Origin of the sequence: Pseudomonas sp. FW305-28, from assembly GCF_017351395.1 — a bacterium.
Classification (GTDB): Bacteria; Pseudomonadota; Gammaproteobacteria; order Pseudomonadales; family Pseudomonadaceae; genus Aquipseudomonas; species Aquipseudomonas fluorescens_AA.
In genome coordinates this window covers 1-12230 of the sequence record NZ_JACNDD010000182.1, presented here as the reverse complement: position 1 = coordinate 12230, position 12230 = coordinate 1, and the positions used below count along the sequence as shown (strand labels likewise).

Sequence of the window (12230 nt, the reverse complement as noted above, 5' to 3'; positions counted from 1 at the left end):
TTTTCAGGCTGGAAATAGACTAGCGCCATGCTTTATTTTGGTGCATGCTTTTTTTAATGAAAAACGCGGGCTTTTCATTAAAATTTATACTTTTAACCGGGGAAAACGCACATGGATCGTATAGACGTCAAAATCCTGGGTAAGGTACAGGACTGTGGTCGCATTTCCATCACAGAGCTTTCCAAGCACGCGGGGCTTTCTATTCCTGCCACCAATGACAGGTTGCGCAAACTTGAAGACTCCGGGGTCATCAAGGGCTATTGCGCGCAGTTAGATCCAACCAAGCTGGGGTATGGCATATCGGCTGTCGTCGGCATCACCACCCTCAAGCCGGCGAAAGCCAAATTGATAGCGACACTCACCGACATACCCGAAGTCGTCGAGTGCCTGCACATCACGGGGAATGACTCCTATCTGATCCGCATCTACGCCCGATCCATGGCTGAGATCGAGGACATTATTGCGAAAATCAATGCGTACGGTGAGACCCGAACCAGCATTGTCCTGTCCATTCCTATCGAGAGAAGAAAACTCGCCCCGTGAGTCAGGGCGCCTGTCGGGCAGGGGCGGGGAGTCGATCGACGAGGTCGCTCCCTGGCCATGGGCGTCCGGTCTAGCTCTGGCACGGGTGGGGATGCTTATAGAAAGATGGCGATAACGCTACAAAACCTTTTAACCCTCAAGGCTGTGCACCAGGTTTTCAATCGCTTCCAGGGCGGCCTCATCCGGTGGCTCCGGTGCCGGATGTGCGTTGCGCATCTGGTACGCGAGACGGTATTCACTGGGCGTGCAACTGGCGTATTGCTTGAAGGCGCGAGCGAAGTAGGACGGGTCCTTGAAGCCGGCCTCGTAGCCGATGCTGGTGATGGGCATCTGGCTGTTATCGAGCAACTCCTTGGCGAAGCTCATGCGTTTGTTCAGCACGTAGTCGGTGAAGCCGAGGCCATTGGCCTCCTTGAACACCCGGCTGAAACGAAACGTCGTCATACCGCAACGCTTGGCCAGGTCGCGCTGATCGATGCTGTCGCGAAAATGCTGGTCGATGTACAGCATGATGTGGCTGAGAGCCTGGTGCTTCTGGTGCCCGGCGGTCAGGCGAATGCTGTCCGGCAGGGTCGGGGAGTGGTCGATCTGCGAGGTCTTTGCCCGGCCATTGGCATTGCGGCGCAGCTCGCACAGTTGCACCACGGCGGTGAGGTAGCGCTTTTTCTCGGCGGCGGACAAGGGCAGCACCATGTATTCCCAGACGCTGGAGCGCATGGCCCAGACCGCCAGCTCTTCGGAGTGCTGCACGGTGAACATGGTGATGGGCGTGCCAGGAACGGTTCGTTTGATCTCCAACAGGCGTCGCAGGCCCGGTGTGTCCGGGCGGTCGAAATGGATGCAGATCATGTCGACCTGTTCCGCGCCGGGCAGCATGGCGTTTTTGGCCAGCGTGCAGTCGCACGTGTCCTGGAACAGGGAGACGAGTTCCTGGGTGGACCGGTCATGAGTCAGATCGACCCATAACAGCTTTGGCTTTGCAGTCGGATTGGACGCCATAGGACGACTACCCACAGGTGCTTGCTGCCCTTTAGCTAGCAGTATTGTCACTGTGCCATCATTTCGCCGAATAAATTTTTATAAAAGTCCGATCGTTTAGCGCCATCCGTCGTCATGGGACGCCCGTTCGCACTGTCCCAGTGCTGGATTTCCCGCCCCGGCGCCTGTCCTGTCCGGCGCAAAAAAATCCTAGCGATGTGCAAAATCCTCCTAACGGCACTGACCACCTGCTGACTAGGGTTGCATCAGGCAGTTCGCAATGTACTGCCCTTGATAAAACAACCCGATGAGGTGTGCGAAATGACTCTTCAAACAATCAAGGCTTCGGTGCTGAAGTTCGCCAAAGATGAAGATGGCCTGACCATTGTGGAATACGCCGTGGCCGGTGGGTTGATCACCGTGTTGGTGGCCGCCGCGTTTGTGCTTCTGGGCGGTGCCGTGAACACCAAGATCCGTGCGCTGTGCCAGGCGGTCAACGGCAACGTTGCCTGCTGACAGCGGCGACTTGCAGTGAAGGGGGCACGGTCACTTTCAAGGAAAACCGCTTGCGACTCTTATGCAGTGAGTACAACGAATCAATCAAATGGACTTCGCGCTGTCCCCTCCAATCAAGTTCGTAACAGTACTTCTGACCCGCGTGAGGTTCATGAAATGACTCTCCAGACAATAAGCAACTCGATCAGCAAGTTCGCCAAAGATGAAGACGGTCTGACCATCGTTGAATACGCGGTGGCGGGAGGCTTGATCACGGTGTTGGTAGCGGCGGCCTTCGTCCTTCTGGGCGGCGCCGTGGATACCAAGATCCGGGCACTGTGCCAGGTCGTCAATAGCAACGTCGCCTGCTAACGAAAATCCCCCCAGGGAGACGCATCATGTCCATGGAACTGCTGGTGTCGACGGTACTGCTGCTAGGACTGCTGGGTGTGGCGGTGGTGAGCGATCTGCTTCGCCACCGTATCCCCAACACATTGGTCCTGTTGGGCCTTGCTCTGGGCTTGGCCGGCCAGGTGTATACCGGCGGGATCGGTGGCCTGGGCGACAGCCTGTTGGGTATGCTGATCTGCTTCGCGCTGTTCCTGCCCATGTACGCCGTCGGTGGCATGGCCGCCGGTGACGTCAAGCTGATGACCATGGTCGGCAGCTTCCTGCCTTTTCATTACGCACTGTGGGCGGCGCTGTTCAGCCTGATCGCCGGCGGTGTGTGCGGTTTCCTGATCGTCCTGGCCCGCGGCCAACTGCTCCAGACCCTGGGACGCTACTGGTTGATTGTACGAGCCCAGGCCTATCTGGCGCCGACTTCGGATGAAGTGGCGGGCAAACCCTTTCCCTATTCGATTGCGATCCTGATCGGCACTTTGAACAGCGTCTACTGGCAACTGGTTGCCGGCGGCTGGGGAGTCTAGTCATGCACGTCATCAACGATAGCGATGCCTACCCCAGCGAACGGGAAGCGGTACAACGCCTGGCACCCCAGCCATGCACCATTCGCGACACAGGCCTGACCGACAGTTTCCTGGGTGAACTGGTGTGCAAGCATTTGCATGACGCCGGTGTGCTGGACATGTCGCGGCTGGTGGAGCGCCTGGCGCTGACCGGCGCGGTGTTGGAGGAAGTCCTGGCGTTCCTGCGCAAGGACGGTCGTGTCGAAGTGCTGGGCCAGTTGGGGCAAACCGGTGGGCAGACGCTGCGTTATGGCCTCACCGAGCGCGGCCGCAGTTCGGCCCGTGATGCCCTGGCCCGCAGTGGCTACATCGGCGCGGCGCCGTTCCCGGTGAGTACTTATCGCTCGCTGATCAAGATCCAGACCATCCACCACGGTCGCATCACCGCCAAGGACATGAACCAGGCCTTGGCCGGCCTGGTGCTGAGCCAAGGCATGCTCGACCAGTTGGGCGTCGCCCTGAATTCCGGGCGGGCGATCATGATCTACGGGCCGGCGGGCACGGGTAAAACCTATGTCAGCAGCCGATTGATCCGGCTGTTCGCCGAGGCCATCTGGGTGCCCCATGCCATCGTCATCAACGAGTCGGTGATCGAGATCTACGACCCGCAGGTGCACCAGCGCCTGGACGACAATGGCCAAGCGAACAACCTGATGCTCAACGAAGGCATCGACCGCCGGCTGCTGTGCTGCAAACGCCCGATCGTCATCACCGGCGGCGAGCTGAGCATGGAGCAGTTGGACGTGCGCTACGACCCGTTCACCCGGCAATACCAGGCGGCGCTGCAGCTCAAGGCCAGCAACGGCCTGTTCATCATCGATGACATGGGGCGCCAGCGCATGGCCCCCGCTGAGTTGCTCAATCGCTGGATCGTGCCCATGGAGGAAAAGCGCGATTTCATCAACCTGGGTGGCGGTCGGCATTGCGAGCTGCCGTTCGACCTGGTGCTGGTGTTTTCCACCAACCTCAATCCCCTCGAACTGGCCGACGAGGCTTTTCTGCGGCGCATTGGCTACAAAGTGCAGTTCGGCTACCTCAAGCCCGAGGATTACGAACGCATCTGGCGCCAGGAGTGCGAGCGCCTGGGCATCCCGTATGACCCGCTGTTGGTGCGCTATGTCCTGCAGCGGTTGTATGCAAGCGAAGGCATGCCGCTGGTGCCTTGTCATCCTCGTGACCTGTTGAACATGGCGCTCGACCGCCAGCGTTACCTGGGCGGTTCCGGCCCGCTGTTGCCGCAAGAGCTGGAATGGGCCTGGCACAACTACTTCGTTCAGCTCGACTTCCTTTGATCTGGAGATACCGACATGAGCTCTCGTACGCTTCCGCTGATAGGCGTTTCCCTGGTAATGGGCCTTGGTGCCGCATGGATGGCTGACGCCTGGCTGAGCGCGCGACTCAACGCGTCTCCCGATGATCATTTGCGAAGCGTGGTGGTCGCCACGGTGGAAATCCCCTTCGGGCAAATGGTCGAGGCCCAGCAAGTCACCACGGTGCGCATGCCCATGGACACGATCCCGGACGACGCTTTCGATGCCAGCGAACAGGCCGTGGGCAAGATCGCCACCTTCGACATTCTGCGCGGCGACATCGTGCGGGGCGCGCGTCTGAGTGAGCACTTGGGCGGCAGCACCCTGGCTTCGCTGATCGCGCCGGACAAACGCGCCATTTCGGTCCGCGTGGATGATGTGGTCGGCGTGGGGGGCTTTCTCTTGCCGGGCAACCGGGTCGATGTATTGGCGACCAAGACCACCAGCGCCGGCAGTAACAGCGCCACGTCCCGGACCATCCTGGAAAACCTGCGGGTGCTGGCGGTGGACCAGACGGCGGGCACCGACAAGACCCAGCCGGTGGTGGTGCGGGCCGTGACCCTGGAAATGTCGGCCACCGAAGCCGAAGCGCTGGTCACGGCGCAAACCGAAGGCAAGCTGCAATTGGCCTTGCGCAACCCGTTGAACCTGGAGAAGAAGGCCGTGGCCGTTGCGCCGCCAGCCCCTGCGCCGGTCATGGCCATGGCGGCCGCCCCGGTGCCAAAACCTGTGGTGCAACGCAGTGCCAAGCCGCAAGGCGGGGCGATCACGCTGATCCGCGGCGTTGAAAGCAGCGTGATCAATGTCCGCTGAATGACGCCTCCATGCCAGGCCCGTCCGGGCCGTGGCGATGCCGATCCTCAAACGTTGTAGATGAGGGCTCGATGATGAATGCCAATATCCGGCGCCAGGGAGGGGCGGTGAGTGTACTGATGGTGATCGCGCTGGTGGCGATTTCCATGATGGCGGCCTTGGCCCTGGATGGCGGGCACATGCTGCTGAACAAGACGCGCCTGCAAAATGCGGTGGATGCCGCGGCCTTGGGCGGCGCCAAGACCCTGAGCCAGGTGAGTGGCGGCATCAACATGGCCAGCACCACCCGCGCGGCGGCCCTGGACACGCTGAACAGAAATGCCAACGCCGCCGGCAACACCGAACTGGCCACCGCGGTCGCCGGCAACCCGGGCGCGTTTGCCGTGGTGGAACTGTCCAGCAGCGTCTACGGCCCGTTCTCCTATCCCGGGCCTGCCGATGCCAAATACGTGCGGGTGTCGGTGTCCAGTTATCAATTGAACGGTTTTTTCTGGAGTTTCGTGCAAACGATGGGCAGCGCCGGCTTGGGCAACAAGCGCGTGGCGGCGATTGCCACGGCAGGTCCCAGCCCCACCTCGCCTTGTGACCTGGCACCGTTGATGGTGTGTGGCGATCCCACTCAATACAACCCTGGCGCCGGCAACTTCTGGGGCTACCAATTTGGCGACCTGGAGGTCTTGAAAACGGCGGCGGGGAACACATCGCCCATTGGGCCGGGCAATTTCCAATTGCTGGATTTCGGCTCAGGCGGCAGTGCAGTCCGGGAGGACCTGGCCGGCGGTGGCTCGGTTTGCCGCAGTGTCGGGAGCAACGTCCAGACGGCGCCGGGGAATAAAGCCGGTCCTACTTCCCAAGGCTTGAACACGCGCTTCGGTATCTACAATGGTCCGGTCAGTTCTTCGGACTACCCACCGGACCTGGTCACGGCGTCAGGCACTCCGGCGATCACCTACAACGATGCGCTCTCCCAGGCGCAGTACAAAGGCCAGTCCGTCACCTCGAGCAACGGCGATCTGTCGGCGGGCGGCGAGGCGATACAGGACTACAACGACTGGCGGGCCAAGGTCGCCGCCTGTGTGGCGGGAGGCGCCAGCGGTTGCCAAAGCAACGGGGTTTTCGAGCGTCGGATGTTGAAGATCGTGATTGGCGATTGCGCCGGGAAACTGAGCGGCTCGACGTCGATTCCAGTCTTGGGGTTCGGCTGCTACTTCGTCGTGCAGCCAGTGGACGGCGGTGGTTCGGAGTCCATCATCTTTGGCCAGTTCGTCCAGGAGTGCGAAGGCGACAACGTACCCGGTCCTACACCCTCCACCGATGCCGGCCCGCAGATCATCCAGCTCTACAAAACCTATCTCAACGGCAGCGGCACTCCGAGCACCGACTCGTAGGAGGCGTCATGGGACTTTCTCAGTTCAAACCCGCGCAAGCCCAGCAAGGCGTGGCGCTGGTGGAGTTCACCCTGGTGCTGCCGTTGTTGCTGTTATTGCTGCTGGCCTTCGGCGAGTTCGGCCGCATGCTCTACCAGTACAACGTGCTGTTGCAGGCCAGCCGCGATGCCGACCGCTTCGTCGCCAGCCAGGCCTGGAACTCCACCCTTGGCACTGTCGCCTTGGGCAGCACGCTCCTGACCCAGACGAAAAACGTCGCGGTGTATGGCGTGCCCAGCGCGACGGGAACCGCCGTGGTGTCAGGCTTGACCACGGCGAATGTGCAGGTCGCCGCCGAGGGTATCGACCATGTGCGCGTCACCATTACCTACACCTTCTGCCCGGTGATTGGCGCGGGCAACTGCGCGGGTTCGATCCCAGGTTTCTTCGGCAATGCCATTCCACTGGGCATCCAGTTGGTGGCGACCACTGTCATGAGGGCGCTGTGATGAATCACAAGCACATGCGCGGCACTTACATCGTGGAGTTCTCCTTTGTGGGCTTGCTGGTGTTCATCCTGCTGTTCGGCGTGGTGGAAATGGGCCGGCTGTACTTCACGGTCAATGCGCTGGATGAAGCGGCGCGCCGTGGCGCGCGGCTGGCGGCGGTGTGCAATGTCAGCGATCCGGTGGTCTTGCGCCGGGCCATCTTCAACGCCGCGACGGACGCCGGCACCAGCCAACTGATCAGCAACCTGGCGACCTCGAACCTGGCGCTGACCTACCTGGACGTCAACGGCGCCGTGGTAGCGAACCCCACCGACACGTCCGGCGCCACCGGCTTTCGAGCCATTCGCTATGTCCGGCTGAGCGTGCAGAACTTTGTTTTCAACCTGTTCATTCCCGGCTTGGGCGTGCCCATTACCTTGCCCACGTTCAGGGCAACCTTGCCACGCGAAAGCCTTGGGCGTCATTCCGATTCCGGGGAGATCACACCATGCTGAACACCAGGGAAAATCCGCTTTCGACCACCACCGGCAGAGCCGGGCTGCGGATACTGATCAGCAGTCGCGATGCTACGTCCCTGCGCGATCTGCAATGTGTCTGCCAGCGCATGCCTGGCCTTGAGGTCAGCACGCGCCTGGTCAGCAACGGCCATGTCGATCCGCTCTACGGCCTGGACCGCATGCCCGACCTGCTGCTGTTGCGCGTCAGCCATCTGTGGCGCGAAGAACTGTCGGCGTTGCTGCAACGTCCGGCCCATGAACGTCCGCCGATGCTGGTGTGCGGTCCCTTGGGCGAGCAGGAGGGCATGCGCCTGGCGATGCAGGCCGGAGCCCGGGATGTGCTGCCCGAACCCATCGCCGACACGGAATTGGTGGCGGCGCTGAATCGCCTGGTGGCGGAAGTCCGTCTCGGCAACGGCAACGAAGGGAAGCTGGTCGCGGTGATCAGCGCCAAGGGCGGCTCCGGTGGAACCCTGGTGGCGTGCAACCTGGCCCAGCAGCTCAGCGCCCGGGCAGGCAATACGCTGTTGCTGGACATGGACCTGCAATTTGGCAGCGTGACCCATTACCTGGACGTGGCGCAGTCCCACAGCCATCTGGAAGTGCTGCAGCAGATCGATGAGATGGACAGTGTCGCGCTGCGGGGTTTTTGCAGCCACTTCAGCCCGACCCTGCACGTCCTGGGAGGCCGGGCCGGTGAGTTGTGCCTGCCCCAGGATGCCCAACCCGAACAGCTCGACGCCCTGTTGCAACTGGCCCGCGCCAGTTATGACTGGGTGGTGGTGGACCTGCCGCGGCAGATCGATCACCTCACCGGCTCGGTGCTGGAACAGGTGGACCGGGTGTACGTGGTGGTGCAACAGAGCGTCAGCCACCTGCGTGATGCCAGCGCCCTGGTGCGGATCCTTCGCGAAGACCTGGGCGTGCGCGGGGAGCAGTTGCAGATCGTGATCAACCGCTATGACAAAAACGCCGCCGTCAGCCTCAAGGACATCGGCGAGGCCCTGCGCTGCGCGAACCTGTCGAAATTGCCCAATGACTTCAACCTGGTCAGCCAGAGTCAGAACACTGGCGTGCCGTTGGGACTGCATGCGCCGAAGGCGGCCATCACCGTTGCCCTGCGCGATTTGACCGAAGACCTGGTCGGTCACCAGATGGCCACGGACAAGGGCCTGCTTAAACGTGCCTTCAACCGTTTTTTCGGGGGATGACCCATGATCAGCGACTTTCGTAACCGCTTGCGCAAACAGCCCGCCAAACCTGTTGCCGCCGCGGGCGCCCAGCCCGGCGATGGCTTGCCGGACCCGACGGACGCCTTGATGGCCTGGGAGCAGGCCATCCCCGACGTGCTGTATGAAACCCGCAGCCAGGTCACGCCGGTGGAGGCCGAGTGGCGGGAAAAGATCTACCAGCAACTGCTCAAGGTCATGGACCTGTCGTTGCTCGATGCCCTCGAGCAGGCCGAGGCCGCGCGGCAGATCCGCGATATCTGCCAGCGCCTGCTCGAGGAACATTCGGCGCCAGTGAGTACCGTCAGCCGGCAGTTGATCATCAAGCAGATCACTGACGAGGTGCTCGGCCTCGGGCCGCTGGAACCGCTGTTGGCCGACCATAGCGTGTCCGACATCCTGGTCAACGGGTTTGCCTCGGTCTATGTCGAGCGCTTCGGCAAGCTGCAACGCACCGACGTGCGTTTTCGCGACGATCAGCATTTGCTGAATATCATCGACCGCATCGTGTCCAGCCTGGGGCGCCGTATCGACGAGTCTTCACCGTTGGTGGACGCCCGGCTCAAGGACGGTTCGCGGGTCAACGCGATCATCCCACCGCTGGCCATCGACGGTCCGAGCATGTCGATCCGGCGCTTCGCCGTGGACCTGCTCAACACCGACAGCCTGATCCAGGTTGGCACGATGACCCCGGCCATTGCCTTGCTGCTCAAGGCTATTGTTCGCGGGCGCCTGAACGTGCTGATCTCCGGCGGGACCGGCAGTGGCAAGACCACCATGCTCAACGTGCTCTCCAGTTTCATCCCCCACAACGAGCGCATCGTCACCATCGAGGATTCGGCCGAGCTGCAACTGCAACAGCCCCACGTGGTGCGCCTGGAAACCCGGCCATCGAACATCGAGGGGCGTGGCGAGGTGAGCCAGCGGGAGTTGGTGCGAAACAGCCTGCGCATGCGCCCGGACCGGATTGTCATCGGTGAGGTGCGTGGTGCCGAGGCGATGGACATGCTCACGGCGATGAACACCGGCCACGACGGTTCGCTGACCACCATTCACGCCAACACCGCACGGGATGCGCTGGGGCGAATCGAGAACATGGTGTCGATGACCGGGGCGACATTTCCGATCAAGGCCATGCGTCAACAAATTGCCTCGGCCATTGATGTGGTGATCCAACTGGAGCGTCAAGAAGACGGCAAGCGACGCGTGGTGAGCATGCAGGAGATCAACGGGATGGAAGGGGAGGTCATTACCATGACCGAAATTTTCTCTTTCGTGCGCCAGGGCATCGGCGAGCACGGCGAGGTGCTCGGGGAATATCGGCCCAGCGGCATGATCCCGGCCTTCCGCGATGTGCTGGCCAAGCGCGGCATCGAGTTGCCGCTGACCTTGTTTCGCCCTGAGTGGATGGAGGGCCGCACGTCATGAACAATATCCCCAGCGAGTTCATCCTGATTTTCCTTGGCATGGTGTTCATCGCCGTGTTCCTGCTGTCCCAGGGCGTGGTGGTGCCGGTGTTCGGCGAAGCCGGCAAGATGCGCAAGCGTATTCGCGGGCGCCTGCATGTGCTGGAGAAGGCCAACCACTTGCCCAACATGCAAACCGTGTTGCGGCAGAAATACCTGACGCGCCTGTCACCCCTGGAAGCCCGCCTGGAACAACTGCCGTTCATGGCCAACCTGACGCAACTGATCGAGCAGGCCGGTCATGAATACCGGGCTTATCGGGTCATGCTGCTCGGTCTGGTCCTGGGGGCGGCGGCCGGTGCCTTGGTGCTGATGGTCTCGTTGGTCTGGTGGATGGCACTGCTGGCGGCCTTTGCGCTGACCTGGGCGCCGGTGTTGAAAATCCTGCGTGACCGCAACAAACGCTTCGCCGCGTTCGAGGAAGGTTTGCCGGACGCGCTGGACGCCATGTGCCGTGCCTTGCGCGCCGGACATCCGTTCAACGAAACCCTGCGTCTGGTCGCCGAGGAGCACAAGGGGCCGGTCGCCCAGGAATTCGGCATGACGTTTTCCGACATCAACTATGGCAACGACGTGCGCCGGGCCATGCTCGGGCTGCTGGAGCGGATGCCGAGCATGACGGTGATGATGCTGGTGACCTCGATCCTCATCCACCGCGAGACCGGCGGCAACCTGACCGAAGTGCTGGAGCGCCTGAGTCGGCTGATTCGCGGGCGTTTCCGGTTCCAGCGCAAGATCAAGACGTTGTCGGCGGAAGGGCGCATGTCGGCGTGGGTGCTGGTGGCGATCCCGTTCGTGCTGGCGATCGCCATCGTGCTCACCAGCCCCAGCTACATGCCCGTGCTGATCAATGACCCCATAGGGCACAAGCTGATCATCGGCGCGTTCTGCGCCATGTTGATCGGGATTTTCTGGATAAGAAAGATCATCCGGATCCAGGTTTAAGCGCTGTTGCGCCGAGAGGTTTCAGTCATGGACTTTTTGCTCGGATTGTTGAGTCGGTTGACCGGTAACGAAGAACTGGCACGCCTGTTGTTCATCGCTGCGATTGGCCTCAGCACAGTGCTGGCGGCCGTTGCGCTCCTGCTATTGATGCTGGGCCTGCAGGATCCGGTGCAGCGGCGTCTGGCGCTGATCAAGCGTGGTTATGCTGGCAGCACGGTGGGGCAGGAGGCGCCCAGTAACCTGCAACTGCTGTTGGAGCGGGTCGGCCAGCGTTTTGCTTCCACCGATCAGGCCCACACGTCCGCCACCCAGACCTTGCTGACCCACGCCGGTTACCGGTCTGCTTCGGCGGTGCAGATGTATTGGGCCGTGCGCCTGATGTTGCCGTTGTTGCTGGTCGGCATTGCGTTGTTGCTGCTGCCGATGGTCAAGGTTTCAGTGGCCATTGGTCTACTGGCGGTAACCCTCATCGCCGGTATCGGCTGGTTGCTGCCGGCGATCTACGTCGGCAAACGCAAGCAGGCGCGCCAAGGCCGGCTGCGCGCGGCGTTCCCGGATGCACTGGACCTGATGGTGGTCTGTGTCGAGTCGGGCCTGGCCTTGCCCACGACGATTGAGCGGGTGGCTGAAGAGATGTCGGTCAGCCAGGTTGAGCTGGCCGAGGAACTGGCGTTGGTCAATGCGCAGATCCGGGCGGGCATCACCAGTACCGAGGCGCTCAAGCAACTGGCCGTGCGCACCGGCCTGGAGGACATCCAGGGCCTGGTCAGCTTGCTGGCGCAAAGTATCCGTTTCGGCACCAGCGTGGCCGATACCCTGCGGATCTACGCCGATGAGTTTCGCGACCGGCGTACCCAGGCCGCGGAAGAAATGGGCGCCAAGATCGGCACCAAGCTGATCTTCCCGCTGATCTTCTGCCTGTGGCCGAGCTTCTTCCTGGTCGCTATCGGCCCGGCCATGATCGGCGTGTTCAGGGCCTTCGGGAATATGTAGACCTCCCGTGCCCTGCCGCAAGTCCAATGTGTGCGAGCTTGCTCGCGATAGTGGTTTGACAGTCCATGAAGGTGTTGGCTGTCAGTCCGCCTTCGCGAGCAAGCCCGCTCCCACAAG

At 61.7% G+C, this 12230-nt stretch carries 14 protein-coding genes; 13 read left to right on the top strand and 1 reads right to left on the bottom strand.

What is annotated here, in order from left to right; genetic code table 11:
* The first annotated feature begins 111 nt into the window (after nucleotides 1–111).
* A complete protein-coding gene (locus J4E53_RS27360; RefSeq protein ID WP_060741195.1) occupies nucleotides 112–543 on the top strand; it encodes an Lrp/AsnC family transcriptional regulator in 432 nt (143 codons plus the stop codon).
* Nucleotides 544–672: 129 nt separating this feature from the next.
* On the opposite strand, the gene J4E53_RS27355 is transcribed toward J4E53_RS27360, so the two are convergent.
* Complete coding sequence (locus tag J4E53_RS27355; protein ID WP_103310919.1) at nucleotides 673–1542, bottom strand: DNA-binding response regulator; 870 nt, start codon at nucleotides 1540–1542, stop codon at nucleotides 673–675.
* Nucleotides 1543–1842: 300 nt separating this feature from the next.
* Here J4E53_RS27355 and J4E53_RS27350 point away from each other — a divergent pair, with 300 nt between their 5' ends.
* The 12 genes from J4E53_RS27350 (at nucleotide 1843) to J4E53_RS27295 (ending at nucleotide 12113) form a co-directional block, all read left to right on the top strand.
* Nucleotides 1843–2037, top strand: a complete 195-nt coding sequence (locus J4E53_RS27350; RefSeq protein WP_008070254.1) for a Flp family type IVb pilin — start codon at nucleotides 1843–1845, stop codon at nucleotides 2035–2037.
* Nucleotides 2038–2193: 156 nt separating this feature from the next.
* Nucleotides 2194–2388, top strand: coding sequence for a Flp family type IVb pilin (locus J4E53_RS27345; RefSeq protein WP_060741197.1), 195 nt, complete (start codon nucleotides 2194–2196; stop codon nucleotides 2386–2388).
* A 26-nt stretch (nucleotides 2389–2414) separates the two neighbouring features.
* Nucleotides 2415–2945, top strand: coding sequence for a prepilin peptidase (locus J4E53_RS27340; protein WP_072406384.1), 531 nt, complete (start codon nucleotides 2415–2417; stop codon nucleotides 2943–2945).
* A 2-nt stretch (nucleotides 2946–2947) separates the two neighbouring features.
* Nucleotides 2948–4276 carry a hypothetical protein gene (locus tag J4E53_RS27335; protein ID WP_060741199.1) on the top strand — a complete coding sequence of 443 codons (1329 nt, stop codon included), beginning with the start codon at nucleotides 2948–2950 and terminating at the stop codon, nucleotides 4274–4276.
* 15 nt (nucleotides 4277–4291) lie between these two features.
* Nucleotides 4292–5107, top strand: coding sequence for a Flp pilus assembly protein CpaB (gene cpaB / locus J4E53_RS27330; RefSeq protein ID WP_060741200.1), 816 nt, complete (start codon nucleotides 4292–4294; stop codon nucleotides 5105–5107).
* Nucleotides 5108–5178: 71 nt separating this feature from the next.
* A complete protein-coding gene (locus tag J4E53_RS27325; protein ID WP_103310917.1) occupies nucleotides 5179–6495 on the top strand; it encodes a TadE/TadG family type IV pilus assembly protein in 1317 nt (438 codons plus the stop codon).
* A gap of 8 nt (nucleotides 6496–6503) precedes the next feature.
* A complete protein-coding gene (locus J4E53_RS27320) occupies nucleotides 6504–6983 on the top strand; it encodes a TadE/TadG family type IV pilus assembly protein (RefSeq protein WP_060741202.1) in 480 nt (159 codons plus the stop codon).
* Nucleotides 6983–7477, top strand: coding sequence for a TadE family protein (locus J4E53_RS27315; RefSeq protein WP_060741203.1), 495 nt, complete (start codon nucleotides 6983–6985; stop codon nucleotides 7475–7477). Before J4E53_RS27320 ends, J4E53_RS27315 begins: the two co-directional genes overlap by 1 nt.
* A complete protein-coding gene (locus J4E53_RS27310) occupies nucleotides 7471–8691 on the top strand; it encodes an AAA family ATPase (RefSeq protein WP_103310916.1) in 1221 nt (406 codons plus the stop codon). The genes J4E53_RS27315 and J4E53_RS27310 overlap by 7 nt, the downstream gene beginning before the upstream one ends.
* 3 nt (nucleotides 8692–8694) lie before the next feature.
* Nucleotides 8695–10137: a CpaF family protein gene (locus J4E53_RS27305; protein WP_060741205.1), complete on the top strand. Its 1443-nt coding sequence runs from the start codon at nucleotides 8695–8697 to the stop codon at nucleotides 10135–10137.
* On the top strand, nucleotides 10134–11120 hold the full coding sequence (locus J4E53_RS27300) for a type II secretion system F family protein (RefSeq protein WP_103310914.1): 987 nt from the start codon (nucleotides 10134–10136) through the stop codon (nucleotides 11118–11120). The genes J4E53_RS27305 and J4E53_RS27300 overlap by 4 nt, the downstream gene beginning before the upstream one ends.
* Nucleotides 11121–11147: 27 nt before the next feature.
* Nucleotides 11148–12113 (top strand): type II secretion system F family protein, encoded by a 966-nt coding sequence (locus J4E53_RS27295; RefSeq protein ID WP_103310913.1) that lies wholly within the window; start codon nucleotides 11148–11150, stop codon nucleotides 12111–12113.
* Nucleotides 12114–12230: the final 117 nt, after the last annotated feature.

What these genes read in the sequence shown, in the direction of transcription:
- J4E53_RS27360 (WP_060741195.1), top strand. Translation starts at nt 112, where the DNA reads ATGGATCGTATAGACGTCAAAATCCTGGGTAAGGTACAGGACTGTGGT.
- J4E53_RS27355 (WP_103310919.1), bottom strand. Translation starts at nt 1,542, where the DNA reads ATGGCGTCCAATCCGACTGCAAAGCCAAAGCTGTTATGGGTCGATCTG.
- J4E53_RS27350 (WP_008070254.1), top strand. Translation starts at nt 1,843, where the DNA reads ATGACTCTTCAAACAATCAAGGCTTCGGTGCTGAAGTTCGCCAAAGAT.
- J4E53_RS27345 (WP_060741197.1), top strand. Translation starts at nt 2,194, where the DNA reads ATGACTCTCCAGACAATAAGCAACTCGATCAGCAAGTTCGCCAAAGAT.
- J4E53_RS27340 (WP_072406384.1), top strand. Translation starts at nt 2,415, where the DNA reads ATGTCCATGGAACTGCTGGTGTCGACGGTACTGCTGCTAGGACTGCTG.
- J4E53_RS27335 (WP_060741199.1), top strand. Translation starts at nt 2,948, where the DNA reads ATGCACGTCATCAACGATAGCGATGCCTACCCCAGCGAACGGGAAGCG.
- cpaB (WP_060741200.1), top strand. Translation starts at nt 4,292, where the DNA reads ATGAGCTCTCGTACGCTTCCGCTGATAGGCGTTTCCCTGGTAATGGGC.
- J4E53_RS27325 (WP_103310917.1), top strand. Translation starts at nt 5,179, where the DNA reads ATGATGAATGCCAATATCCGGCGCCAGGGAGGGGCGGTGAGTGTACTG.
- J4E53_RS27320 (WP_060741202.1), top strand. Translation starts at nt 6,504, where the DNA reads ATGGGACTTTCTCAGTTCAAACCCGCGCAAGCCCAGCAAGGCGTGGCG.
- J4E53_RS27315 (WP_060741203.1), top strand. Translation starts at nt 6,983, where the DNA reads ATGAATCACAAGCACATGCGCGGCACTTACATCGTGGAGTTCTCCTTT.
- J4E53_RS27310 (WP_103310916.1), top strand. Translation starts at nt 7,471, where the DNA reads ATGCTGAACACCAGGGAAAATCCGCTTTCGACCACCACCGGCAGAGCC.
- J4E53_RS27305 (WP_060741205.1), top strand. Translation starts at nt 8,695, where the DNA reads ATGATCAGCGACTTTCGTAACCGCTTGCGCAAACAGCCCGCCAAACCT.
- J4E53_RS27300 (WP_103310914.1), top strand. Translation starts at nt 10,134, where the DNA reads ATGAACAATATCCCCAGCGAGTTCATCCTGATTTTCCTTGGCATGGTG.
- J4E53_RS27295 (WP_103310913.1), top strand. Translation starts at nt 11,148, where the DNA reads ATGGACTTTTTGCTCGGATTGTTGAGTCGGTTGACCGGTAACGAAGAA.